Source organism: Azospirillum sp. BE72, from assembly GCF_031455875.1.
Taxonomy (GTDB): domain Bacteria; phylum Pseudomonadota; class Alphaproteobacteria; order Azospirillales; family Azospirillaceae; genus Azospirillum.
The window spans coordinates 787,306-807,866 of sequence record NZ_JAVDTO010000001.1; the positions used below are offsets into that span (position 1 = coordinate 787,306).

Here is a 20,561-nt window from a genome sequence, read left to right on the forward strand (position 1 = left end):
CTAATCTGAACGCTCGTCAGAGCGTATCCGCGAAAGAAACAGGTCCATGGACAAGATCCGCATCCGCGGCGGCCGCCCGCTGAACGGCTCCATCACCGTTGGTGGGGCCAAGAACGCCGCCCTGCCGCTGATGACGGCGTCGCTGCTCACCGACGAGACGCTGACGCTGACCAACCTGCCGATCCTGGCCGACATCAACACGCTGTGCAATCTGCTGCTGCAGCACGGCGTGGCGATCCACATGGCCGGGGCGGGGGGCGATTGCGCCGGCCGCGCCGTGGACTTCACCGCGCGCGACATCACCAACACCACCGCCCCCTACGATCTGGTCCGCAAGATGCGCGCCAGCGTGCTGGTGCTGGGGCCGCTGCTGGCCCGCTGCGGCGAGGCCAAGGTGTCGCTCCCCGGCGGCTGCGCCATCGGCGCGCGTCCGGTGGACCTGCACATCAAGGGTCTGGAGGCGATGGGCGCCGACATCCGGATCGAGGCGGGCTACATCGTCGCCAAGGCCCCGGCCGGCGGCCTGCGCGGTGCGGAATACGTCTTCCCCAAGGTGTCGGTCGGCGCGACCGAGAACCTGCTGATGGCCGCCACGCTTGCCAAGGGCACCACCATCCTGGTCAACGCCGCGCGCGAGCCGGAGGTGACCGACCTCGCCGAATGTCTGGTCAAGATGGGGGCGAAGATCACCGGCATCGGCACCGACCGGCTGGTGATCGAGGGTGTCGACCGGCTGCATGCAGCCCGCCACATGGTGGTGGCCGACCGCATCGAGACCGGCACCTACGCCATGGCCGCGGCGATCACTGGGGGCCGTCTTGACATCATGAACACCCGTCTCGATTTGATCAAGGCGGCGGTCAAGGCGCTGGCTCCGGCCGGCGTGGCCTTCGAGGAGATCGAGAACGGGATCCGCGTTTCGCGCGCCAACGGCGAACTGCACGGCGTCGATGTGATGACCGAGCCGTTCCCAGGCTTCCCCACCGACCTTCAGGCCCAGATGATGGCCCTGATGTGCACGGCCAAGGGTGCGGCGATGATCACGGAAACGATCTTCGAGAACCGTTTCATGCACGCGCCGGAACTGACGCGCATGGGCGCGCGGATCACGGTCCACGGCTCGTCGGCCCTGGTGCGCGGTGTGGAGCGGCTGACCGGTGCGCCCGTGATGGCGACGGACCTGCGCGCCTCGGTGTCGCTGGTGCTCGCCGGGCTGGCGGCGGAGGGGGAGACGATGGTCAACCGCGTCTATCACCTCGACCGCGGCTATGAGCGGGTGGAGGAGAAGCTGGCCGCCTGCGGTGCGGAGATCGAGCGCATCCACGGCGGCGACGAGTAAGCGGCGGGGGCACCCCTCCCGCCATCCCATTGAGGTTGGCCTTTCCCGAGAGGTGCCCCCGATCATGACGGCCATCACCCCGATCCGCCTGCGTGCCGAGGATGAGGAGGACCTGAAGGTCGTTTCCGCCTGCCTGCAGGACGCCATCCTGCCGGTCGGCGACATGTGCTTCCAGCCCGACGAGAAACGGTTCGTTATGGTCGTCAACCGCTTCCGCTGGGAGTCGGCCGACCAGCCCCGGCCCGGTCCCGCCGCCGACGACGACGCTCTGGCTCCCTACGAGCGAGTCCATTGCGGCGTGCGGGTGGAGGGGGTGACCGGGGCAAAGCTGCGCGGTTTCGACCTGAAGGACCGCGGCCAGATGCTGGAACTGCTGTCGATGGAGACGATGGAGGGCGGGGTCGCCCTGCATTTCGCCGGCGGCGGCTGTGTCCGGCTCGACGGGCCGTCCTGGCGCATGGTGGTGGAGGATCTGGGCGAGCCCTGGCCCACCGGCTGCAAACCCTGCCATCCCGACGAAACCGGTCCCAACCAGATCGCCTGAATGGTCGGGCGGAGCGTCGGTCCAGTGCTGCGTGGCCTGGTTCAACGCTCCGCGACCTGGGTGTCGCTGTGCAGGCGGCGGATCACGTCCTCCGCGGTCTTCTTGTAGGTGACGGTATCCATGTCCTCGCCCGGCGCCAGCTGCGAGCGGTGGACGGTGAAGAAGCGGTGGCCGACATCGAGCATGCCGCTGGCCTCGACCAGGATGCTGTCGTCCTTGCCGTTGGCGGAAGGGGAAACGGAAACGATCTGGCCCAGCTCTTCGCCGAGCAGGCCGGTCACCTCGACGCCGACGAGGTCGTCACCGCCGCGCGGATCGGCGGCCAGCGCCGACTCGGCGTGGGTAAAGGAAAGGGTCGTCGCCAGCGCAAGGCCGGCCAACATGGTCTGGAACCGCATGGATCGGGCTCCCATCGCTGATGTGTGTCTCGTATGTCACAATCAACATGGGAATTGCGGGACAGTTCCCAGGGAACCATCCAGGGGTAATCCGGTTGCTGCGGTACGACCTTCAGCGAAGGAGACCCCTCCATGGCTCAAAAACTTGACGGCAAGACCGTCGCCGTCCTCGCCACCGATGGCTTCGAACAGGCGGAACTGACCGAACCGGTGAAGGCGCTGCGCGACGCCGGCGCCACCGTGCATGTGGTCGCGCCCAAGGCCGGGCAGATCCAGGGCTGGAATCACCATGACCGCGGCGACATGGTCGACGTGGACGTGACGCTCGATCAGGCCGATGCCGCCCGCTACGACGCACTGCTTCTGCCGGGAGGCGTGATCAACCCGGATGCGCTGCGGCTGGAGTCCAAGGCGATCGAGTTCGTGAAGAGCTTTGTTACGTCCGACCGGCCCATCGCGGCGATCTGCCACGGCCCCTGGACGCTGATCGACGCGGGCGGCGTGCGCGGCAAGCGCATGACCAGTTGGCCGTCGCTGCAGACGGACCTGCGCAATGCGGGGGCGACCTGGGTCGACGAGCAGGTGGTGACCGATCACGGGCTGGTCACCTCGCGCAAGCCCGACGACATTCCGGCCTTCTGCCGCAAGATGATCGAGGAGTTCTGCGAAGGCCGCCACGCCGGCCATCGCCACGCGGCGGAGTAGGGGCGAGCGGGATAATTGCGGCGCTAGACCCCCCACCTATCCTCCCCCACTGGGTGGGGGAGGCACTGCCGCCACTCCCGCGAAGATGCACTCAGTTTCCTCCCCCGCCCAGCGGGGGAGGATCAAGGTGGGGGCATCGTCAGCCGACGCCTCTTCAACATTTCTCCCTACGCCGTCACCAGCGGCGACAACCCGTTCTGGATCGCCCACACCGCTGCCTGCGTGCGGTTCTGCGCGTTGATCTTCCGCATCACGTTCTTGAAATGCATCTTCACGGTGGATTCCGTGATGTGCAGGTTGCGTGCGATGGCCTTGTTCGACTGTCCGGCCAGAAGGCAGCGCAGGATCTGCACCTCGCGCTTCGACAGGTCGCCGCTGGGCGGCATGGCGATGGGCGTCGGGGTGTGCTGCGGACGTTCGTTGGCGGCGGCCATCAGCAGGCCGGCGACATGGGTGGGGTAGACCACCTCGCCCAACATCACCAGCCGCAAGGAGCGCAACAGGCTCTCGCTCGACATGCTCTTGTTCAGATAGGCGTCGGCGCCCGCCTTCAGCGACTGCGACAGGCTGCGGTCGGCGATGGTGTCGGCCAGCACGACGATCCGCGCCGACGTGCCTTCGCGCAGGCGGCGGATGCCGGCGATCTCCTCGGGCATGCCGTCCTGCAGCGCCAGCACGATCAGGTCGGGCTGGTCGCCATCGGCGATGAGGTCGAGCGCGTCGTCGGCGCTGGCCGCGTGGGCGCTGACCCGGAAGGGGCCGCCGCCGATCAGCGTCGCCAAAGCGGCCGAGAAAAGCCGGTCGTGGTCGACCAGCATCACAGTCCATGTCTTCATCGATCATCCTCCGCTGGGCCGCCCATTGCCGGGCGGCGGCGATCCCCCCTTTGATCTGCATCCCCTGGACCTTGGTCGGAAGACAAGGGCCAAGGACCGGGCCGACTGATCCGGTCCAGGCAGACTCCGAACATGAAAAATTAGAACAATATTGTTCGGAACAGCGGGCTTTACGCTTCGTGCCGGGATGATTTATACGGTTCATTAACCAACTGCGCAAGATGAGAACAGGAAAGTCACAGCCAATAGATCGGATTTGGGCAGAAATTGAACGGAGACCCGTTCATTCGATATTTAGAGGTAGGCGCGTCATAGAGCGGCGCGAATGAACCGCTTTCCCAATGGGGCTTTTTGGTGTTCTTGGCCCTTCTGAAAAGTGGTCCGCTGAGCATAAGGGGACACGATGGAGTTCGAGCTTCAAGCGCGCGGCAGTTCGCGTAGCGCGGGCAATCCGACGCGGATTTTTCTGGTGGTCGACGAGCAGCCGATGGTTCGCCACGGCTTCGCCCTGTCCATCGGCGAAATCTGCCCCGGAACGCGCGTGCTGGAGGCCGGGTCGTTGGATGAAGCGCTGGACATCGGCCGCAAGACTCCCGAACTGGCCCTGGTCCTGTACGATCCCGGCCCGCCGCGCCTGGACGATGCGGATGCCGGCGGCGGCGGCGCCATCGATGGGCTGCGCCGCCTGAAGGAAACGCTGGGCGAGGTGCCCGTCCTGATCCTGACCAACTCCGACGAGGTGGCGGACATCGTCGACAGCGTCCGCATGGGCGCCCGCGGCTATGTGCTGAAGACCAGCCCGCCGGAAGTGCTGGAGCATGCCATCTCGCTGGCGCTCAGCGGCGACGTCTTCCTGCCGCTGCCGCGCGCCGTGCTGAACGGAGCGCTGAGCGAGGGACCGCGCGGCAACGACGACATCCTGGACCGGCTGACCGACCGCCAGCGCGACGTGTTCGAACTGCTGCTGGCCGGCCATTCCAACAAGGAGATTGCCCGCGGCCTCGGCGTGCTGGAAGGCACGGTGAAGGTGCATGTCCGCGCCATCATGCAGAAGCTGGGCGTGCGCAACCGCACCCAGGTGGCGGTGGTCGCCGCCCGCAACGGCTGCTTCTCCGGCGAAGGCTGAGCCGCGCGCCCTCGTCCGCATTGCCTGAACCGTCCCGCTTCCGGCAGACTGGCGCCCGCAACATCCAGGGTGGGAGCGGGCGCTTGGTTCAGGTGGCGGTGGCCGACAGGCCGGAAGACGCAAGTCGCGAGGAAAAGAAGGTCGCCGTCCATGGCGCCGCCACCGTCCGGTTCGAGCATCGCCACGGTGAGACCCGGCTGGCGACGCTCTACCACCACGACCCGTTGCGGGTGCTGATGCCAACGCCGCGCCGAGACGACCTTCCCATCGCGGTGCTCGCCACCACCTCCGGCGGCATGGTCGGCGGCGACCGCATGGACATCGCGCTGTCGGTCGGGCCGGGGGCGAAGGCCCTGGTCACCACCCAGGCGGCCGAGAAGGTCTACCGCTCCACCGGCGCCGACTGCCGCATCGACACCGCCTTGTTGGTGGAGGAGGGCGGCTGGCTGGAGTGGATGCCGCAGGAAGCCATCGTTTTCGAAGGTTCGCGCCTGCGCCGCCTGACCCGGATCGACCTGTCGGGCGACGGCCGCGCCATCGCCGGCGAAATGCTGGTCTTCGGCCGCGCCGCCTTCGGCGAAACGGTGACCCGCGGCCTGATCCGCGACGCCTGGGAGGTCGCCCGCGACGGCCGCCTGATCTGGGCCGACGCCCTGCATCTGGACGACGACATCGCCGAAGCGCTGGCCCACCCCGCCGGCTTCAATGGTGCCGCCGCCTGCGCCACCCTGCTGCACGCCTCTCCCGACGCCGCCCGCCATCTCGACGCCGTCCGCGCGCTGGCGGAGCCGCTTGAGGGCGTGCGCATCGGCGCCACGGCTCTGGACGGGTTGCTGGTCGTCCGCATCCTCGGCGGCGATGCCCGTGCGGTGCGGCTGGCCTATGCCGCGCTGTGGTCGGGCCTGCGTGCCGAAGCCGCCGGCCTGCCCACCCGCCTGCCGCGGCTGTGGGAGGTTTGACGGCCGGACCCAGGCCGCACCGCCAGCACTTTCAACCCCCTACGTCATACGACGCACTTGGCGCACCGCATCATCGTGGCATAATCGCCCCTAATCAGCCGGCAATGATCCGGTGACGAACAGGGCGGCGAAAGGGCAATCCCCCGATGAACCTGACAGGGCGCGAGAAGGACAAGCTGCTCGTCGCGATGGCGGCGATGGTGGCGCGGCGGCGGCTGGAGCGCGGCGTCAAGCTGAACCATCCGGAGGCGGTCGCCCTCATCACCGATTACGTGGTGGAGGGTGCGCGCGACGGGCGCACGGTGGCCGAGCTGATGCGCGACGGCGCCACCGTGCTGACCCGCGATCAGGTGATGGAGGGCATCCCCGAGATGATCCACGACATCCAGGTCGAGGCCACCTTCCCCGACGGCACCAAGCTCGTCACCGTCCACCAGCCGATCCGTTGAGGGGAATGCCCGATGAAACCCGGTGAAATTTTCCCGGCGGCCGGCGAGATCGTGCTGAACGATGGCCGAGCCACCGCCGAGCTTGACGTCGCCAATGCCGGCGACCGGCCGATCCAGGTCGGCTCGCACTTCCATTTCTACGAGACCAACAGTGCGCTGACCTTCGACCGCGAGAAGGCGCGCGGCTTCCGGCTCGACATTCCGGCCGGGACGGCGGTGCGCTTCGAGCCCGGCCAGACCCGCCGGGTGACGCTGGTCGCCTATGGCGGCGACCGGGTGGTGATCGGCTTCAACCGCAAGGTCAACGGCGCCCTCTGACGGGCCGACAGGAAGGGCGAGAACATGGCGCACCGCATCGACCGGGCCGAATATGCGGCCCTCTACGGCCCGACCACCGGCGACCGCGTCCGGCTGGCCGACACCGACCTGATCGTGGAGGTCGAACGCGACCACACCGTCTATGGCGAAGAGGTGAAGTTCGGCGGCGGCAAGGTGATCCGCGACGGCATGGGCCAAAGCCAGCGCTCGCGCCACCAGGGGGCGGTCGACACCGTCATCACCAATGCGCTGATCATCGACCACTGGGGCATCGTCAAGGCCGACATCGGCATCACCGGCGGGCGCATCGCCGCCATCGGCAAGGCCGGCAACCCCGACGTCCAGCCCGGCGTCGACATCATCATCGGTCCAGGCACCGAGGTGATCGCGGGCGAGGGCAAGATCGTCACCGCCGGCGGCATCGACGCCCACATCCACTTCATCTGCCCGCAGCAGGTGGACGAGGCGCTGAACAGCGGCGTCACCACCATGCTGGGCGGCGGCACCGGCCCGGCCGCCGGCACCGCGGCCACCACCTGCACGCCGGGACCGTGGCATATGGAGCGGATGCTCCAGGCCGCCGAAGGGTTGCCGATCAACCTGGGCTTCTTCGGCAAGGGCAACACCAGCCGCCCCGACGCGCTGCTGGAGCAGATCGCCGCCGGCGCCTGCGGCCTGAAGCTGCACGAGGATTGGGGCACCACGCCCGACGCCATCGACACCTGTCTGACCGTCGCCGACCAGCTCGACGTCCAGGTGGCGATCCACACCGACACGCTGAACGAATCGGGCTTTGTCGAGGACACCATCGCGGCGTTCAAGGGCCGCACCATCCACACCTTCCACACCGAAGGGGCGGGCGGCGGGCATGCGCCGGACATCATCCGGGTGGCCAGCCTCGGCAATGTGCTGCCCAGCTCGACCAACCCGACGCGGCCCTTCACCATCAACACGGTGGACGAGCATCTGGACATGCTGATGGTGTGCCATCACCTCAGCGCCCGCATTCCGGAAGACGTCGCCTTCGCCGAAAGCCGCATCCGGCGCGAGACCATCGCGGCGGAGGACATCCTGCACGATCTGGGCGTCTTCTCCATGATCTCGTCGGACAGCCAGGCGATGGGCCGGCTGGGCGAGGTGATCATCCGCACCTGGCAGACCGCCCACAAGATGAAGCTGCAGCGCGGCCGCCTGCCGCAGGAGGCCGGCGACAACGACAATTTCCGGGTCAAGCGCTACATCGCCAAATACACCATCAACCCGGCGCTGTCGCATGGCATCGGCCATGTCGTCGGCTCGGTAGAGGTCGGCAAGCTGGCCGATCTGGTGGTGTGGTCGCCGGCCTTCTTCGGGGTGAAGCCGGACATGGTCATCAAGTGCGGCACCATAGCCGCCGCGCTGATGGGCGATCCCAACGCCTCGATCCCGACGCCGCAGCCGGTGCATTACCGTCCGATGTTCGGCGCCTTTGGCCGGGCGATGCAGGCCAGCAGCGTGACCTTCGTCAGCGCCAAGGCGATGGAGCTGGAGGTCGGCCGGCAGCTTGGCCTGCAGCGCGAGCTGATCGCCGTCCAGGGCACCCGCACCGTCGGCAAGAAGCACATGATCCACAACGACGCGACCCCGCACATCGAGGTGGACCCGGAAACCTACGAGGTGCGGGCGGACGGGCAGCTGCTGACCTGCGAACCGGCGGACGTCCTGCCGATGGCGCAGCGGTATTTCCTGTTCTGATGGTAGGCTCCCTCTCCCGCCCCGGGAGAGGGAAGGGGCCCATGCGGAGCATGGGAAGGGTGAGGGGCTAGGCAAGGGTCAGGAATCCATGTCTGGATCACCCCTCACCCTCCCGCCTTCAGCGGGTCCCTCCCTCTCCCGGGGCGGGAGAGGGTAATGGTTGCGAAGGCTTACACAGTTGATCGGTGTATTCGACTCAGGACATGGCGGATTGACGGTGCTGCGCGCCCTGGTGGATGCGGCGCCCGACCGGCCCTTCGTCTATCTCGGCGACCATGCCGCCGCTCCCTACGGCCCGCGCAGCGAGGACGACATCTACCGGCTGACCATCGCCGGGATGGACCGGCTGTTCGCCCAGGGCTGCCGGCTGGTCGTCATCGCCTGCAACACCGCCGCGGCCGTCGCGTTGCGCCGGCTGCAGCAGGAATGGCTACCATCGGCCCATCCCGGCCGCAACGTGCTGGGCGTGCTGGTGCCGATGGTGGAGGCGATCACGCGGGTGCCCTGGATGATCGACACCGTGCCGCCGGACCATCTGGCCGAACCGCGCACAGTCGGCATCTTCGCCACCGCGGCCACAGTCAACTCCGGCTCCTTTCCGCGGGAGATCGGCAAGCGCGCGCCTTCCGTCCGCGTCGTGCAGCAGGCCTGCCCGGACCTCGTCCCGCTGATCGAGCGCGGCGCGTCGGATGCAGAGATCGAACCGGCGGTCGCCGGCTATGTCCGCGTGCTGCTGGACAAGATGGGCAGCCAGCCGCTGGACACGGTGGTGCTGGGCTGCACCCATTACCCGCTGGTCCGCCACCTGTTCGCCCGCGCCCTGCCGCCGGGGGTGGAGGTGCTGTGCCAGCCCACCCTGACCGCCCGCTCGCTGGAGCAGTATCTCGACCGCCACCCCGAATACCGGCCCGATCCCGCCGAGAAGGGCCTGCGCTTCTTCACCACCGGGGACGCGGCGCTGGTCAGCGAACTGGCCGGCCGCTTCTTCGGCCACCCGACCCCCTTCGAACGGCTTAGCTGATGACCGACCCCACCCGCCGCGCCACCCGTGTCCATGCCCGCGGCCATTGGCCTGCCGAGCAGGCGGCCGGCACCGTGACGCTCGCCTTCGACGACCGCTTCCGCCGCCGCATGGCGATGACCGACGATGCCGGCGGCGCCTTCCTGCTCGACCTGCCGCGCGCGGTGGCGCTCGACGACGGCGACGGGTTGGAGTTGATTGACGGCAGCTTCCTGCGCGTGGTCGCCGCGCCGGAAGACCTGATGGAGGTCCGCGTGCCCGGCCCGGTGGAGGCCTTCGCGCGGGTGGCCTGGCATCTCGGCAACCGTCATCTGCCGGTGCAGATCGTCGGCGACACCATCCGGCTGCGTCGCGATCATGTGATCGAGGACATGCTGCGTGGGCTGGGGGCCGAGGTGCGCGACGTGACGGCGCCCTTCATGCCGGAAGGCGGCGCCTATGGCGGGCATTCGCATGGCGGCGGGCATGGGCATTCGCACTGAGGTGGACGGCGTCTCCACCCACGCCCTGACGCGCCTGCTGGCGTGGCTGTCGCCCAGCTTTCCGGTCGGCGGCTTCTCCTACAGCCATGGTATCGAGGCGGCGGTGGAGCAGGGGCTGGTGCGGGACCGGGCGACGATGATCGTCTGGCTCGACGGCATCCTGCGCCATGGCGCCGGGCGAACCGACGGAATGCTGTTCGCTGCCGTGCATCGCGCGGTGCTGGCCGGTGACGACGCTGCCTTCGCCTGGGCAGTGGAGCGGGCCGACATCCTGCGCGCCTCCTCCGAGACCGCGCTCGAATCGCGGGCGCAGGGGCAGGCCTTCCTGTTGGCGATCCGCGCCGCATGGCCGCTCGACGAGTTGCCGCGCTGGGATGCCGTTATCGCCGCCACCGGCCGGCCGCCGGCCTATGCCGTGTCGGTCGCGCTGGTGTCGGCCCTGATCGGCGTGGCGGAGGGGCCGGCGCTGACCGCCTATCTGCATGCCTTCGCCGCCAACCTCGTTTCGGCCGGCGTCCGGCTGGTCCCGCTCGGCCAGACCGACGGGCAGCGGGCGCTGGCCGCCCTCGACCCCATCACCCACAAGGCGGCGGAGGCGGCATTGGCGGCCCCGCTCGACGATCTCGGCGGCCGGGCGATGGCCGTCGACTGGACCTCGATGATCCACGAAACCCAATATACGAGGCTGTTCCGCTCATGAGCGCTCTCCCCGCTATCGAAAAGAGCCACGCCGGTCCGCTTCGCGTCGGCATCGGCGGTCCCGTCGGCTCCGGCAAGACCGCGCTGACCGACGCGCTGTGCAAGCGCATGCGCGACGATTGGGAGGTCGCGGCGATCACCAATGACATCTACACCAAGGAGGATGCGGAATTCCTCACCCGCTCCGGCGCGCTGAAGCCGGAACGGATCATGGGGGTGGAGACCGGCGGTTGCCCGCACACCGCGATCCGCGAGGATGCCTCGATCAACCTCGCCGCCGTCGACCAGATGAACGCGAAGTTCCCCAACCTGGACCTGATCTTCATCGAATCGGGCGGCGACAACCTCGCGGCCACCTTCTCGCCGGAACTGGCGGACATCACCATCTACGTCATCGACGTGTCGGCCGGCGACAAGATCCCGCGCAAGGGCGGCCCGGGCATCACCCGGTCGGACCTGCTGGTGATCAACAAGACCGACCTCGCCCCGATGGTCGGCGCCAGCCTGGAGGTGATGGACCGCGACGCCCGCAAGATGCGCGGCGACCGTCCCTTCGTCTTCGCCAACGTCAAGGCCGGCGAGGGCGTGGACGCCATCCAGTCCTTCATCGTCCAGCGCGGCGGCCTGCCCCTGCCGGGTTGAGAGTCTTACACCCGAAGACACAACCGCAGGAAGACCGGCTTGCGGGAACCTCCGGCTTGACCATGCTGTTCATGCAGCGTGAGACGATTCAAGCCGGAGGATGTCCTGATGACGCGCCCGACCCCTGCAACGGCCCTGGGCACCGCGCTGCTGCTCGCCGCGCTGGGACCCATCGCCGCGCCCGCGCTGGCCGCCGACGACTGCGCGGCCGGGCTCGACCGGCTGGGACAGCAGGCGGCGGCCCTCGAGGCCGCGGCACCCAACAATCCGGCCCCGGTGACCCAGCAGGAGATCGCGCAGCTGCGTGCCCTGCAGCAGGCCGCCCAAGGCGCGGCGCAGAAGGGCAATGCGCCTGCCTGCCAAGCCATCCTGGGGGAGGCCACGGCGCTGCAGGATTCCATCGCCCACCCCCGCGCGATTGCCGCCGACGACCTTGAGGACGCCAAGCTGCGCAGTCCGGACGGCAAGGATCTGGGCAAAATCTCCGAGTTGGTGATCGATCCGGCGACCGGCCGCATCGCCTATGCGGTGGTCGAGCTGGGCGGCTTCCTCGGCATCGGCGACAGCGACTTTCCCGTGCCGTGGGCGTTGTTCGCGCCGTCCGGCAACGGCTATGTCCTGAACGTGCCGAAGGACAAGCTGACCAACGCCCCGCGCTTCGACGACAGCAACCGCCCGAACATGAACGACCGCCAGTGGGCGATGGCGGTGCACACTTATTACGGCGTCGCTCCCTACTGGATGCAGCAGTCGGCGACGCTGGCCGCCATCGCCGGCTCGACGGGCGGCGGCAGCGACGCCGCGGCGGCGCCCCTGCGCCAGGAGGTCCAGCGCCTGTCCCAGGAGGTGTCGCGGCTGAACCAGGAACTGCAGCAGGCGCGGGCATCCGGCTCCAGCGCCGCGACGGCCGGCGGAAGCGGGCAGGGTGGCGCCTCCCAGGCAACTCCTCAGGCATCTCCGCAGGCACCGTCGGGGAACGACACCCCCCAGCCGCCGGTTTCCCAACAGTGACACGATAACGATCCGATCGCGGGAGCACCCGGCTTCGGGTCCCGCATCCAGGAGGACCGACATGGAACTCTCTTCCATCACCGATACGGCCCAGCGCAGCCTGCGCGGCTTCAACGACCGCATCCATGGTCCCGGCGGCGGCTATACCATCAATGTCGGCCACAGCGAACGGCTGGCCTCGCTGGCCGGCGGCGTGGCGCTGGCGGTGCTGGGCCTGCGCCGGCCGAACTGGACCGGCGCCGCGATGGCGTTGGCCGGCGGCGTCCTGGTGGCGCGCGGCCTGACCGGATTCTGTCCCGGCAAGTCGATGCTGGCCGATTGGGCGCAACGCGACCGCGCGGCCATTCCGTCGCAGGATGTGGAACGCGGGATCGATCCCTATTCCCGCCATCCCGGCGACATCTATCAGGAAGCCTGCGAGGAGGAGATCGTCGACGAGGCGTCTCAGGAATCCTTCCCAGCCAGCGATCCGCCCTCCTTCACGCCCGGTGTTGCGCGGTAAGGGGTGATCGACCAAGCGGTGTGGCGGGATAACAGAAATGTCATCAAGAAACGGTCTTCCGGCCTGGTGCCGGAGGGCCGTCTTGATGTGGATCAATGAAAGGCATTGCCGTTAGGACTTCGGCTTTTACTGGATATGCCGGCATCAATGCTGCGCAATGATTGGATTGGGTTCGTGAATTGCGCCCATTGCACGTTGCGGACCTGTCGCGATTGGTTTATGGTGCACCGCACAAGGAACGCCGCGTGCCCTTGCCCGGCGAAAAGGCCGCCAGGGTTGCGGCCGCTCCTCCCGTCACACCGACCGCAGGACCGTCCGCCATGACCACGATCATTCCCGCCGCCGCCACGCTCGAAGGCAAGAAGGGGCTCGTCCTTGGCATCGCCAACGACCAGTCGATCGCCTGGGGCTGCGCCCGCGCCTTCCGCGCGCTGGGTGCCGACCTGGCGGTCAGCTATCTGAACGACAAGGCCAAGCGCTTCGTCGAGCCGCTGGCCCAGCAGCTTGAGGCCGAGATCTTCGAACCGGTGGACGTCACCGGCGAAGGCGAGCTGAAGGCCATGTTCGACAAGATCGGCGAGAAGTGGGGCAAGCTGGACTTCGCGCTGCACAGCATCGCCTTCGCACCGAAGGAGGATCTGCACGGCCGCGTCGTCGACTGCTCGCGCGAGGGCTTCCAGCAGGCGATGGACGTCTCCTGCCACTCCTTCATCCGTATGGCCAGGTATGCGGAGCCGCTGATGAAGGACGGCGGGTCGCTGTTCACCATGTCCTATTTCGGCGCCAACCGCGTTATCGACAATTACGGCGTCATGGGACCGGTCAAGGCCGCGCTGGAGGCCAGCGTGCGCTATCTGGCGTCGGAACTCGGCCCCAAGGGCATCCGCGTCCATGCCATCTCCCCCGGCCCGATCAAGACCCGCGCCGCTTCCGGCATCGCCCATTTCGACGAGCTGATGAACAAGGCTGCCGAGCGGGCTCCCGAGGGCCGGCTGGTGACCATCGAGGAGGTCGGCTACACCACCGCCTTCCTCGCCACCGACGGCGCCAAGGGCATCACCGGCGACACCACCTACGTCGACTGCGGCTATTCCATCATCGGCTGAAGCCGGCGGATTTCCGGTTGAAGAACGGGGCGGGTGCGGCGACGCATCCGCCCCGTTTCGATTGGAACGCCTCTCCAAGGTGCGTCAAATTGCCGTGTGACGTCCCGACTGTTTGGGTGCGGTGGTAGCACCAGCCATAATCCGCCCGAACGGGGTGCCGGTAAGGGGGGAGGCGGCAAGGTCATGGGCGCCATCACATGGCGACGGCAGTTGAGCGTCGGCCAGCCGGCCATCGACGACGATCACAAGCATCTGATCGAGTATCTGAACGAACTCGACGCAGCGCTGGCCGCCCCGCGGTTCCAGCCGGTTCGCGTTGCCAAGATTCTGGTCAAGCTGCTGGAATACACCAAGGAGCATTTCGCCCGCGAGGAGCGCATCATGCAGATCGTGCGCTATCCGCAATTCGAGGAGCACGTCGCCATGCACCGCGCCGCGGTCAAGATGGTCAGCGAGCTGTCGAACCGCTTCTCCATCGAGCCCACCCACGAGAACGCCGAGAAGCTCTACAAATTCACCGCCGACTGGCTGGTCCGCCACATCATCCTGATGGACACGCAGCTCACGCCCTATGTGCGCGGCGTCTGGGCGTGATCGGATAGGGGCAGGCGCCTACCCCACGAACTCGGTGGCGCGATAGCCCTGGGCGTAGAGCAGGGCGGTCAGGTCGCCGTGGTCGACACGGGCACGGGCTTCGGCGGCGACGACGGCCTTGGCATGGAAGGCGACGCCAAGCCCGGCGGCCAGCAGCATCGGAAGGTCGTTGGCGCCGTCGCCGACGGCCATGGTCTCCGCCATCGGCACGCGGTGCTCGCCGGCATAGGCCATCAGCGCCTGCAGCTTGCTGTCCTTGTCCAGGATCGGTTCGATCACCGTGCCGGTCATCACGCCGTCGACCACTTCCAGATCGTTGCCGCGGTCGTCGTCGAAGCCGATCCAGCTGCGCACACGGCCGGTGAAGCAGCGGAAGCCGCCCGACACCAGGACGCAGAGGGCGCCGTTGGCGCGCATGGTGCCGACCAGCTGCGATGCCCCCGGCATCAGGGTGGCGCGCTGCCACACCTCGTCGATCACCGTCTCCTTCAAACCCTTCAACAGGGCGACGCGTTCGCGCACCGCGTCCTTGAAGTCGATCTCCCCGTTCATGGCGCGGGCGGTGATGGCGGCGATGTGGTCCTTCAGACCGACATAGTCGCCGAGTTCGTCCAGCATCTCCTGCTCGATGATCGTCGATTCCATATCGGCGACCAGCAGCCGCTTGCGCCGGATCGCCGCCGGCTGGGCGATGATGTCCAGCGTGGCGCCGTTCCCATTCCCCAATAGGGCGTGGCGGATCGCCGCCTCCGCCTGTTCCGGTGCGAGGTTGCCGAAAGGCAGGTCGCAGGCGGTGCCGGGGGCCAGCCAATCCGGAGCCCCGGCATCGGCGCCCAGCCCGACCAGCGCCGCCTTGGCGGTCTGGACGACGGACTCGTCGAGCGTGGCGGTGCGGGGGGCGATCAGCGTGGCGACGGCGTTCATCGGCGGGTATCCCGAGGAAAAGAGGGCCTTTGCGCGCTGCCTACCACAGGCGGGGAGCCGGGTCCAACGAAGCTTCGGCGTCGGCATGCGGTTGGGTGTTGCAAAGAGAGCGCCGGAACGCCATGGAAGGGCGATGGAACAGGCTCGACGGATCATATCCCCTCTCCCCCCCGGGGAAAGGGTTAGGGTGAGGGGGACGCGCGGCGGGAGCCTTGCGAATGTCCTGCCGCGTCACCCCCTCACCCCGACCCTCTCCCAGGGGGGGAGAGGGGGATCTGAGGTCGGATTCGAATGACGCCCCACCTTACCGACGTCATCGTCATCGGCGGGCCGACCGCGTCGGGCAAGTCGGGGCTGGCGCTCGCCGTCGCCGAGGCGTTCGGCGGCACCGTCATCAATGCCGACAGCATGCAGCTCTACGCCGACCTGGATGTGCTGACCGCCCGCCCGCCGGCCGAGGATCTGGCGCGGGCGCCCCACCGTCTCTATGGCGTCCTCCCGGCGGCCGAACGCGGGTCGGCGGCGCGCTGGCGCGAGATGGCGCTGGCGGAGATCGACGCGGCCAAGGCCGAGGGGCTGCTGCCCGTGGTGGTCGGCGGCACCGGTCTTTATCTACGTGCGCTGATGCAGGGCTTGAGCGAGGTCCCCTCCATCCCCGACGAATTGCGCGCCGCCGCCCATGCCCGGCTGGCCGCCATCGGAGGCGAGGCCTTCCGGTCCGAACTGGTCGTCCGCGATCCGGCGTCGGCCAAGCTGAACGCTGGCGACACCACCCGCCTGACCCGCGCCTGGGAGGTGCTGGAGGCCACCGGCCATCCGCTGTCCCATTGGCAGAGCCAAACCGCCCAAGGTGCGCCGGAGGATTTGCGCTTCACCGTCATCGTGCTCGATCCGCCGCGGGCCGACCTCTACGCCCAGTGCGACAAGCGCTTCGACTTGATGATGGGACAGGGTGCGCTGGAGGAGGTGCGGCGGCTGGACGCCCTGGCATGCGAGCAGAACCTCGCTCCCGACCTGCCGGTGCTGAAGGCGCTGGGCGTGCCGGAACTGCGCCGCCACCTGCATGGCGAAATCCCGTTGGCCGAGGCGGTCGCGCTGGCCCAGCAATCCACCCGCCGCTATGCCAAACGGCAGGTGACTTGGTTCCGGCATCAGATTGTTGGCAAAGCGGCCGAAATGCTGGTAAGTCATACAGGACAGCATAGCTGCCATACCATCGATTCACCCTGTTCAGAGGCGGAACGAAATGCAATGCTCGGCCGCCTGAGAACGATACTAAATTACTGATCCGAAGGAGAAGCGACGTGTCGGTTGATTGGGGTCATGTGTTCGCGGGCCGCGTGGGCGGCATGACGGCGTCCGAAATCCGGGAACTGCTGAAGCTGATCGATCGTCCGGAGATCATCTCCTTCGCCGGTGGCATTCCGGACCCGGACCTGTTCCCCAGCTCCGCCATTGCCCGGTCCTACGAGAAGATCTTCCAGTCCAATGCCGGGGCGGGGGCCGCGCTGCAGTATTCCATCACCGAGGGCTACACGCCGCTGCGGGAATGGATCTGCGATTACATGGGCGGCAAGGGCGTCAACATCGGCCTGGACGGCGTGCTGATCACCAACGGTTCGCAGCAGGTGCTGGAGTTCGTCGGCAAGCTGCTGATCGGCCCGGGCGACAAGATCGTGGTCACCCGCCCGACCTATCTCGGCGCGCTGCAGGCCTTCTCGCCTTATGAGCCGACCTACCTCTCCATTCCGATGGACGAGGAAGGGCCGGAGATGACCGCGCTGAACGAGGCGCTGGCGCAGAAGCCGAAGTTCTTCTATCTCGTCCCCGATTTCCAGAACCCCAACGGCACCACGGTGACGCTGGCCCGCCGCCACGCCATCCTGGACGCTTGCGATGCGGCCGGCGTGCCGGTGATCGAGGACACCGCCTATTGCGAGCTGCGCTATGACGGCGAACATCTGCCGCTGATGGCGGCGCTGGATTGCGAGCGCAACGGCGGCAAGCTGACCAACGTCATCTTCGGCGGCACCTTCTCCAAGACGATGGTGCCGGCGATGCGCGTCGGCTGGGTCAATGCGGCGCCGGAGGTGGTGAACCGGCTGGTGCTGATGAAGCAGGCGGCCGACCTGCACGCCAGCACGATCAACCAGATCGTCATGCACGACGTCGTCTCGCAGATCTTCGACAGCCATATCAAGCTGCTGCGCACCCAGTACAAGGAGCGCCGCGACGCCATGCTGGCGGCGCTGGACGAATACGCCCCGCCGGGCGTCACCTGGACCAAGCCGGAAGGCGGCCTGTTCGTCTGGATCGAGGCGCCGGAGGGCGTCGACGGCACGGAACTGCTGGCCCGCGCCATCAAGGAGGCCAATGTCGCCTTCGTCCCCGGATCGGCCTTCCATGCCGACCGGTCGGGCAAGAACACGCTGCGGCTGGCCTTCTCGGTCACCAAGCCGGCCCAGATCCGCGAGGGCATCCGCCGGCTGTGCGCGCTGCTGAAGACGGCCGCCTGACGGTTCGTCCTTCCCAGTCGTCGCTCCTTCGGAACGGCGGCCGCGCTTCGGTGCGGCCGCCGTTTCCGTTTTGGGCAAGCTGGGACCGGGCAGGACCGCCACCTCCTATGGGCGCGCAACAATTGGAAAAACTGCGGCAAAAAAACTTTGCAAACATTCGCGAATTGGGTTGACCTGTGACGGATGATTTGACTAATTTGCCGGTCCCAGCACACGCCATCGGGGCTAAGTCGTTGTTCTGAACGGCTATGCCCATCCGGCGGGGTTGGTGTTCCCAAGGAACCGGGTGCCCTAGAGGAGGCGCCCACATGAGAAGGTCGTGAGCGATGTCCGAACAGAAGCTGACCGGCGCCCAGATCGTCATCAAGGCCCTGAAGGATCAGGGCGTTGACATCATCTTCGGCTATCCCGGCGGCGCCGTACTTCCCATCTACGACGCGCTGTTCCAGCAGAACGACCTGAAACATGTCCTCGTACGCCATGAACAGGCCGCGGTTCACGCGGCGGAGGGCTATGCGCGCTCGACCGGCAAGGTCGGCTGCGTGCTGGTGACCTCCGGCCCCGGCGCCACCAACGCGGTGACCGGCCTGCTGGACGCCCTGTGCGACAGCATTCCGCTCGTCTGCCTGTCGGGGCAGGTGCCGACCCACCTGATCGGCAACGACGCCTTCCAGGAAGCCGACACCACCGGCATCACCCGTCCCTGCACCAAGCACAATTACCTGGTGAAGGACGTCGACAACCTGGCCCGCACCCTGCACGAGGCCTTCTATGTCGCGCGCAGTGGCCGTCCCGGCCCGGTGCTGGTCGACATTCCGAAGGACGTGCAGTTCGCCGACGGCACCTATGTCCCGCCGGCGGAGGTCAAGCACAAGACCTACCGGCCTCAGGTGAAGCCGGAGATGGCCCGCATCGAAGAGGCGATCGAACTGATCGCCAACGCCAAGCGGCCGGTCTTCTACACCGGCGGCGGCGTGATCAATGCCGGTCCCTTCGCGGCCAAGCTGCTGACCCAGTTCGTCAAGACCACCGGTTTCCCGATCACCTCGACCCTGATGGGTCTCGGCGCCTTCCCGGCGTCGGACAATCAGTGGCTGGGCATGCTGGGCATGCACGGCACTTACGAGGCGAATCTCGCCATGTATGAATGCGACGTCATGATCAACATCGGCGCCCGCTTCGACGACCGCGTGACCGGCAAGCTGTCGGCCTTCTCGCCGGGCTCCAAGAAGATCCACGTCGACATCGATCCCAGCTCGATCAACAAGAACGTCGCGGTCGACATCCCGATCGTCGGCGATTGCGGCGCCGTGCTGGAAGACATGCTGCGCATCTGGAAGGCGCGCGCTAAGAGCGCCGACAAGCCGGCGCTGAAGGAGTGGTGGGGCAAGATCGAGGGCTGGCGCGCCCGCAACTGCCTGAACTACAACCGCACCGAATCGGTCATCAAGCCGCAATACGCGCTGGAACGCCTGCGCGAGGCCCTGCGCGGCAAGGACCACTACATCACGACGGAAGTCGGCCAGCACCAGATGTGGGCCGCCCAGTTCCTGCCCTTCGACCAGCCGAACCGCTGGCTGACCTCGGGCGGGCTCGGCACCATGGGCTACGGCCTGCCGGCCGCCATCGGCGCACAGCTCGCCCACCCCGACGCCATCGTGGTGGACGTGTCGGGCGAGGCCAGCTTCCTGATGAACATGCAAGAGATCGGCACCGCCGTGCAGTACCGTGCGCCGGTCAAGATCTTCATCCTGAACAACCAGTATATGGGCATGGTGCGCCAGTGGCAGGAACTGCTGCATGGCTCGCGCTATTCCCAGAGCTATTCGGAAGCCCTGCCGGACTTCGTGAAGCTGGCGGAATCCTGGGGCTGCGTCGGCCTGCGCGCCACCACGGTGGCCGAGGTCGATCAGGTGATCGAGAAGATGCTGGCGGTCACCGACCGCCCCTGCATCATCGACATCGCCGTCGATCCGAAGGAAAACTGCTTCCCCATGATCCCGGGCGGCAAGGCCCACAACGAAATCCTGTTCGGTCCGGACGACAGCCCGTCCGACGCCACGCCGGAAGACGGCATGGTGCTGGTCTGATCGGCTGACGACGAACGAACGGGGGGAATGGGTCTCATGGAAAACGCGATCGAAAAGCACACCATCGCCGTGCTGGTGGACAACGAGCCGGGCGTTCTCGCCCGCGTCATCGGGCTGTTCTCGGGCCGCGGCTACAACATCGAAAGCCTGACGGTGGCGGAGGTCAACAACGCCGACCACCTGTCGCGGATCACGCTGGTCACCTCCGGCACCCGGATGATCATCGAGCAGATCAAGGCGCAGCTCGGCCGGCTGGTTCCGGTCCACCGCGTCCATGACCTGACCGACGAAGGGCCGTCGGTGGAACGCGAACTGGCGCTGGTCAAGGTGGCCGGCACCGGCGACCGCCGGATCGAGGCGCTTCGCCTCGCCGACATCTTCCAGGCTAAGGTGGTCGACGCGACGCTGAGCAGCTTCGTCTTCGAGCTGACCGGCACCACCGAGCAGGTCGACGATTTCGTCGGCCTGATGGGCCAGCTCGGCCTCGTGGAAGCCAGCCGCACCGGCGTGGTCGCCATGTCGAAGGGACCGTCGGCGTTCTAGGCGCCGTAACCCGCAGAAATACA

Annotated in this window: 23 protein-coding genes; 20 read left to right on the forward strand and 3 right to left on the reverse strand. The window is 67.4% G+C overall.

The features are described from left to right. Positions 1-46 precede the first annotated feature (46 nt). The gene (gene murA / locus J2Y49_RS03850) at positions 47-1,339 is read left to right on the forward strand and encodes a UDP-N-acetylglucosamine 1-carboxyvinyltransferase (RefSeq protein ID WP_136704395.1); all 1,293 of its coding nucleotides are present in this window, start codon (positions 47-49) and stop codon (positions 1,337-1,339) included. A 64-nt stretch (positions 1,340-1,403) separates the two neighbouring features. After that, positions 1,404-1,883, forward strand: a complete 480-nt coding sequence (locus J2Y49_RS03855) for a DUF2948 family protein (RefSeq protein ID WP_310112541.1) — start codon at positions 1,404-1,406, stop codon at positions 1,881-1,883. A gap of 41 nt (positions 1,884-1,924) precedes the next feature. Here the strand turns inward: J2Y49_RS03855 and J2Y49_RS03860 are convergent, their stop codons facing one another. Next, entirely contained in the window at positions 1,925-2,281 is a 357-nt protein-coding gene (locus J2Y49_RS03860) for a hypothetical protein (protein ID WP_310112544.1), read from the reverse strand. Positions 2,282-2,413: 132 nt separating this feature from the next. Here J2Y49_RS03860 and J2Y49_RS03865 point away from each other — a divergent pair, with 132 nt between their 5' ends. Beyond that, the gene (locus J2Y49_RS03865) at positions 2,414-2,986 is read left to right on the forward strand and encodes a type 1 glutamine amidotransferase domain-containing protein (protein WP_310112545.1); all 573 of its coding nucleotides are present in this window, start codon (positions 2,414-2,416) and stop codon (positions 2,984-2,986) included. A gap of 167 nt (positions 2,987-3,153) precedes the next feature. Here the strand turns inward: J2Y49_RS03865 and J2Y49_RS03870 are convergent, their stop codons facing one another. Beyond that, positions 3,154-3,822: a response regulator transcription factor gene (locus J2Y49_RS03870; RefSeq protein ID WP_014248463.1), complete on the reverse strand. Its 669-nt coding sequence runs from the start codon at positions 3,820-3,822 to the stop codon at positions 3,154-3,156. 403 nt (positions 3,823-4,225) lie between these two features. Here J2Y49_RS03870 and J2Y49_RS03875 point away from each other — a divergent pair, with 403 nt between their 5' ends. The 13 genes from J2Y49_RS03875 (at position 4,226) to J2Y49_RS03935 (ending at position 14,465) form a co-directional block, all read left to right on the forward strand. Next, positions 4,226-4,948: a response regulator transcription factor gene (locus J2Y49_RS03875; protein ID WP_310112550.1), complete on the forward strand. Its 723-nt coding sequence runs from the start codon at positions 4,226-4,228 to the stop codon at positions 4,946-4,948. 92 nt (positions 4,949-5,040) lie between these two features. Beyond that, positions 5,041-5,907 (forward strand): urease accessory protein UreD, encoded by an 867-nt coding sequence (locus J2Y49_RS03880; protein ID WP_310113294.1) that lies wholly within the window; start codon positions 5,041-5,043, stop codon positions 5,905-5,907. 146 nt (positions 5,908-6,053) lie between these two features. Next, positions 6,054-6,356 (forward strand): urease subunit gamma, encoded by a 303-nt coding sequence (locus J2Y49_RS03885; protein WP_014248459.1) that lies wholly within the window; start codon positions 6,054-6,056, stop codon positions 6,354-6,356. A gap of 12 nt (positions 6,357-6,368) precedes the next feature. After that, on the forward strand, positions 6,369-6,674 hold the full coding sequence (locus J2Y49_RS03890; RefSeq protein ID WP_310112553.1) for an urease subunit beta: 306 nt from the start codon (positions 6,369-6,371) through the stop codon (positions 6,672-6,674). A 24-nt stretch (positions 6,675-6,698) separates the two neighbouring features. Then, the gene (ureC, locus tag J2Y49_RS03895) at positions 6,699-8,408 is read left to right on the forward strand and encodes an urease subunit alpha (RefSeq protein ID WP_310112555.1); all 1,710 of its coding nucleotides are present in this window, start codon (positions 6,699-6,701) and stop codon (positions 8,406-8,408) included. Between the two features lie 178 nt (positions 8,409-8,586). Beyond that, positions 8,587-9,429, forward strand: coding sequence for a glutamate racemase (gene murI / locus J2Y49_RS03900; RefSeq protein WP_310112557.1), 843 nt, complete (start codon positions 8,587-8,589; stop codon positions 9,427-9,429). Then, on the forward strand, positions 9,429-9,911 hold the full coding sequence (locus tag J2Y49_RS03905) for an urease accessory protein UreE (RefSeq protein WP_310112558.1): 483 nt from the start codon (positions 9,429-9,431) through the stop codon (positions 9,909-9,911). Before murI ends, J2Y49_RS03905 begins: the two co-directional genes overlap by 1 nt. Continuing rightward, positions 9,868-10,611, forward strand: a complete 744-nt coding sequence (locus J2Y49_RS03910) for an urease accessory protein UreF (RefSeq protein ID WP_409017779.1) — start codon at positions 9,868-9,870, stop codon at positions 10,609-10,611. Before J2Y49_RS03905 ends, J2Y49_RS03910 begins: the two co-directional genes overlap by 44 nt. Then, positions 10,608-11,252, forward strand: coding sequence for an urease accessory protein UreG (ureG, locus tag J2Y49_RS03915; RefSeq protein ID WP_014248453.1), 645 nt, complete (start codon positions 10,608-10,610; stop codon positions 11,250-11,252). Before J2Y49_RS03910 ends, ureG begins: the two co-directional genes overlap by 4 nt. Positions 11,253-11,360: 108 nt before the next feature. Then, positions 11,361-12,263 carry a PRC-barrel domain-containing protein gene (locus J2Y49_RS03920; protein ID WP_310112562.1) on the forward strand — a complete coding sequence of 301 codons (903 nt, stop codon included), beginning with the start codon at positions 11,361-11,363 and terminating at the stop codon, positions 12,261-12,263. 61 nt (positions 12,264-12,324) lie between these two features. Further along, the gene (locus tag J2Y49_RS03925; RefSeq protein WP_149222134.1) at positions 12,325-12,765 is read left to right on the forward strand and encodes a DUF2892 domain-containing protein; all 441 of its coding nucleotides are present in this window, start codon (positions 12,325-12,327) and stop codon (positions 12,763-12,765) included. A 320-nt stretch (positions 12,766-13,085) separates the two neighbouring features. Then, positions 13,086-13,871, forward strand: a complete 786-nt coding sequence (gene fabI, locus J2Y49_RS03930; RefSeq protein ID WP_310112563.1) for an enoyl-ACP reductase FabI — start codon at positions 13,086-13,088, stop codon at positions 13,869-13,871. Positions 13,872-14,054: 183 nt separating this feature from the next. Further along, complete coding sequence (locus tag J2Y49_RS03935; RefSeq protein WP_111066794.1) at positions 14,055-14,465, forward strand: bacteriohemerythrin; 411 nt, start codon at positions 14,055-14,057, stop codon at positions 14,463-14,465. An 18-nt stretch (positions 14,466-14,483) separates the two neighbouring features. Here J2Y49_RS03935 and serB read toward each other — a convergent pair whose 3' ends face one another. Beyond that, positions 14,484-15,389, reverse strand: a complete 906-nt coding sequence (gene serB, locus J2Y49_RS03940; protein WP_310112566.1) for a phosphoserine phosphatase SerB — start codon at positions 15,387-15,389, stop codon at positions 14,484-14,486. 291 nt (positions 15,390-15,680) lie between these two features. On the opposite strand from serB, the gene miaA reads away from it, so the two are divergent. The 4 genes from miaA (at position 15,681) to ilvN (ending at position 20,538) form a co-directional block, all read left to right on the forward strand. After that, on the forward strand, positions 15,681-16,676 hold the full coding sequence (gene miaA, locus J2Y49_RS03945; RefSeq protein ID WP_310112568.1) for a tRNA (adenosine(37)-N6)-dimethylallyltransferase MiaA: 996 nt from the start codon (positions 15,681-15,683) through the stop codon (positions 16,674-16,676). Between the two features lie 17 nt (positions 16,677-16,693). Beyond that, positions 16,694-17,905, forward strand: coding sequence for a PLP-dependent aminotransferase family protein (locus J2Y49_RS03950; RefSeq protein WP_310112569.1), 1,212 nt, complete (start codon positions 16,694-16,696; stop codon positions 17,903-17,905). A gap of 326 nt (positions 17,906-18,231) precedes the next feature. Further along, positions 18,232-19,995 (forward strand): acetolactate synthase 3 large subunit, encoded by a 1,764-nt coding sequence (locus J2Y49_RS03955; protein ID WP_310112571.1) that lies wholly within the window; start codon positions 18,232-18,234, stop codon positions 19,993-19,995. A 36-nt stretch (positions 19,996-20,031) separates the two neighbouring features. Further along, the gene (ilvN, locus tag J2Y49_RS03960; protein ID WP_310112573.1) at positions 20,032-20,538 is read left to right on the forward strand and encodes an acetolactate synthase small subunit; all 507 of its coding nucleotides are present in this window, start codon (positions 20,032-20,034) and stop codon (positions 20,536-20,538) included. The last annotated feature ends 23 nt before the right edge of the window (positions 20,539-20,561 follow it).

Excerpts from the sequence above, each read along its gene's own strand:
- J2Y49_RS03860 (WP_310112544.1), bottom strand. The coding sequence starts at position 2,281 with ATGCGGTTCCAGACCATGTTGGCCGGCCTTGCGCTGGCGACGACCCTT.
- ureG (WP_014248453.1), top strand. The coding sequence starts at position 10,608 with ATGAGCGCTCTCCCCGCTATCGAAAAGAGCCACGCCGGTCCGCTTCGC.
- J2Y49_RS03875 (WP_310112550.1), top strand. The coding sequence starts at position 4,226 with ATGGAGTTCGAGCTTCAAGCGCGCGGCAGTTCGCGTAGCGCGGGCAAT.
- J2Y49_RS03890 (WP_310112553.1), top strand. The coding sequence starts at position 6,369 with ATGAAACCCGGTGAAATTTTCCCGGCGGCCGGCGAGATCGTGCTGAAC.
- ureC (WP_310112555.1), top strand. The coding sequence starts at position 6,699 with ATGGCGCACCGCATCGACCGGGCCGAATATGCGGCCCTCTACGGCCCG.
- J2Y49_RS03905 (WP_310112558.1), top strand. The coding sequence starts at position 9,429 with ATGACCGACCCCACCCGCCGCGCCACCCGTGTCCATGCCCGCGGCCAT.
- miaA (WP_310112568.1), top strand. The coding sequence starts at position 15,681 with ATGACGCCCCACCTTACCGACGTCATCGTCATCGGCGGGCCGACCGCG.
- J2Y49_RS03865 (WP_310112545.1), top strand. The coding sequence starts at position 2,414 with ATGGCTCAAAAACTTGACGGCAAGACCGTCGCCGTCCTCGCCACCGAT.
- J2Y49_RS03935 (WP_111066794.1), top strand. The coding sequence starts at position 14,055 with ATGGGCGCCATCACATGGCGACGGCAGTTGAGCGTCGGCCAGCCGGCC.
- J2Y49_RS03870 (WP_014248463.1), bottom strand. The coding sequence starts at position 3,822 with ATGAAGACATGGACTGTGATGCTGGTCGACCACGACCGGCTTTTCTCG.
- J2Y49_RS03885 (WP_014248459.1), top strand. The coding sequence starts at position 6,054 with ATGAACCTGACAGGGCGCGAGAAGGACAAGCTGCTCGTCGCGATGGCG.
- J2Y49_RS03920 (WP_310112562.1), top strand. The coding sequence starts at position 11,361 with ATGACGCGCCCGACCCCTGCAACGGCCCTGGGCACCGCGCTGCTGCTC.
- J2Y49_RS03910 (WP_409017779.1), top strand. The coding sequence starts at position 9,868 with ATGGCGGGCATTCGCATGGCGGCGGGCATGGGCATTCGCACTGAGGTG.
- serB (WP_310112566.1), bottom strand. The coding sequence starts at position 15,389 with ATGAACGCCGTCGCCACGCTGATCGCCCCCCGCACCGCCACGCTCGAC.
- fabI (WP_310112563.1), top strand. The coding sequence starts at position 13,086 with ATGACCACGATCATTCCCGCCGCCGCCACGCTCGAAGGCAAGAAGGGG.
- J2Y49_RS03925 (WP_149222134.1), top strand. The coding sequence starts at position 12,325 with ATGGAACTCTCTTCCATCACCGATACGGCCCAGCGCAGCCTGCGCGGC.
- J2Y49_RS03855 (WP_310112541.1), top strand. The coding sequence starts at position 1,404 with ATGACGGCCATCACCCCGATCCGCCTGCGTGCCGAGGATGAGGAGGAC.
- ilvN (WP_310112573.1), top strand. The coding sequence starts at position 20,032 with ATGGAAAACGCGATCGAAAAGCACACCATCGCCGTGCTGGTGGACAAC.
- J2Y49_RS03955 (WP_310112571.1), top strand. The coding sequence starts at position 18,232 with ATGTCCGAACAGAAGCTGACCGGCGCCCAGATCGTCATCAAGGCCCTG.
- murA (WP_136704395.1), top strand. The coding sequence starts at position 47 with ATGGACAAGATCCGCATCCGCGGCGGCCGCCCGCTGAACGGCTCCATC.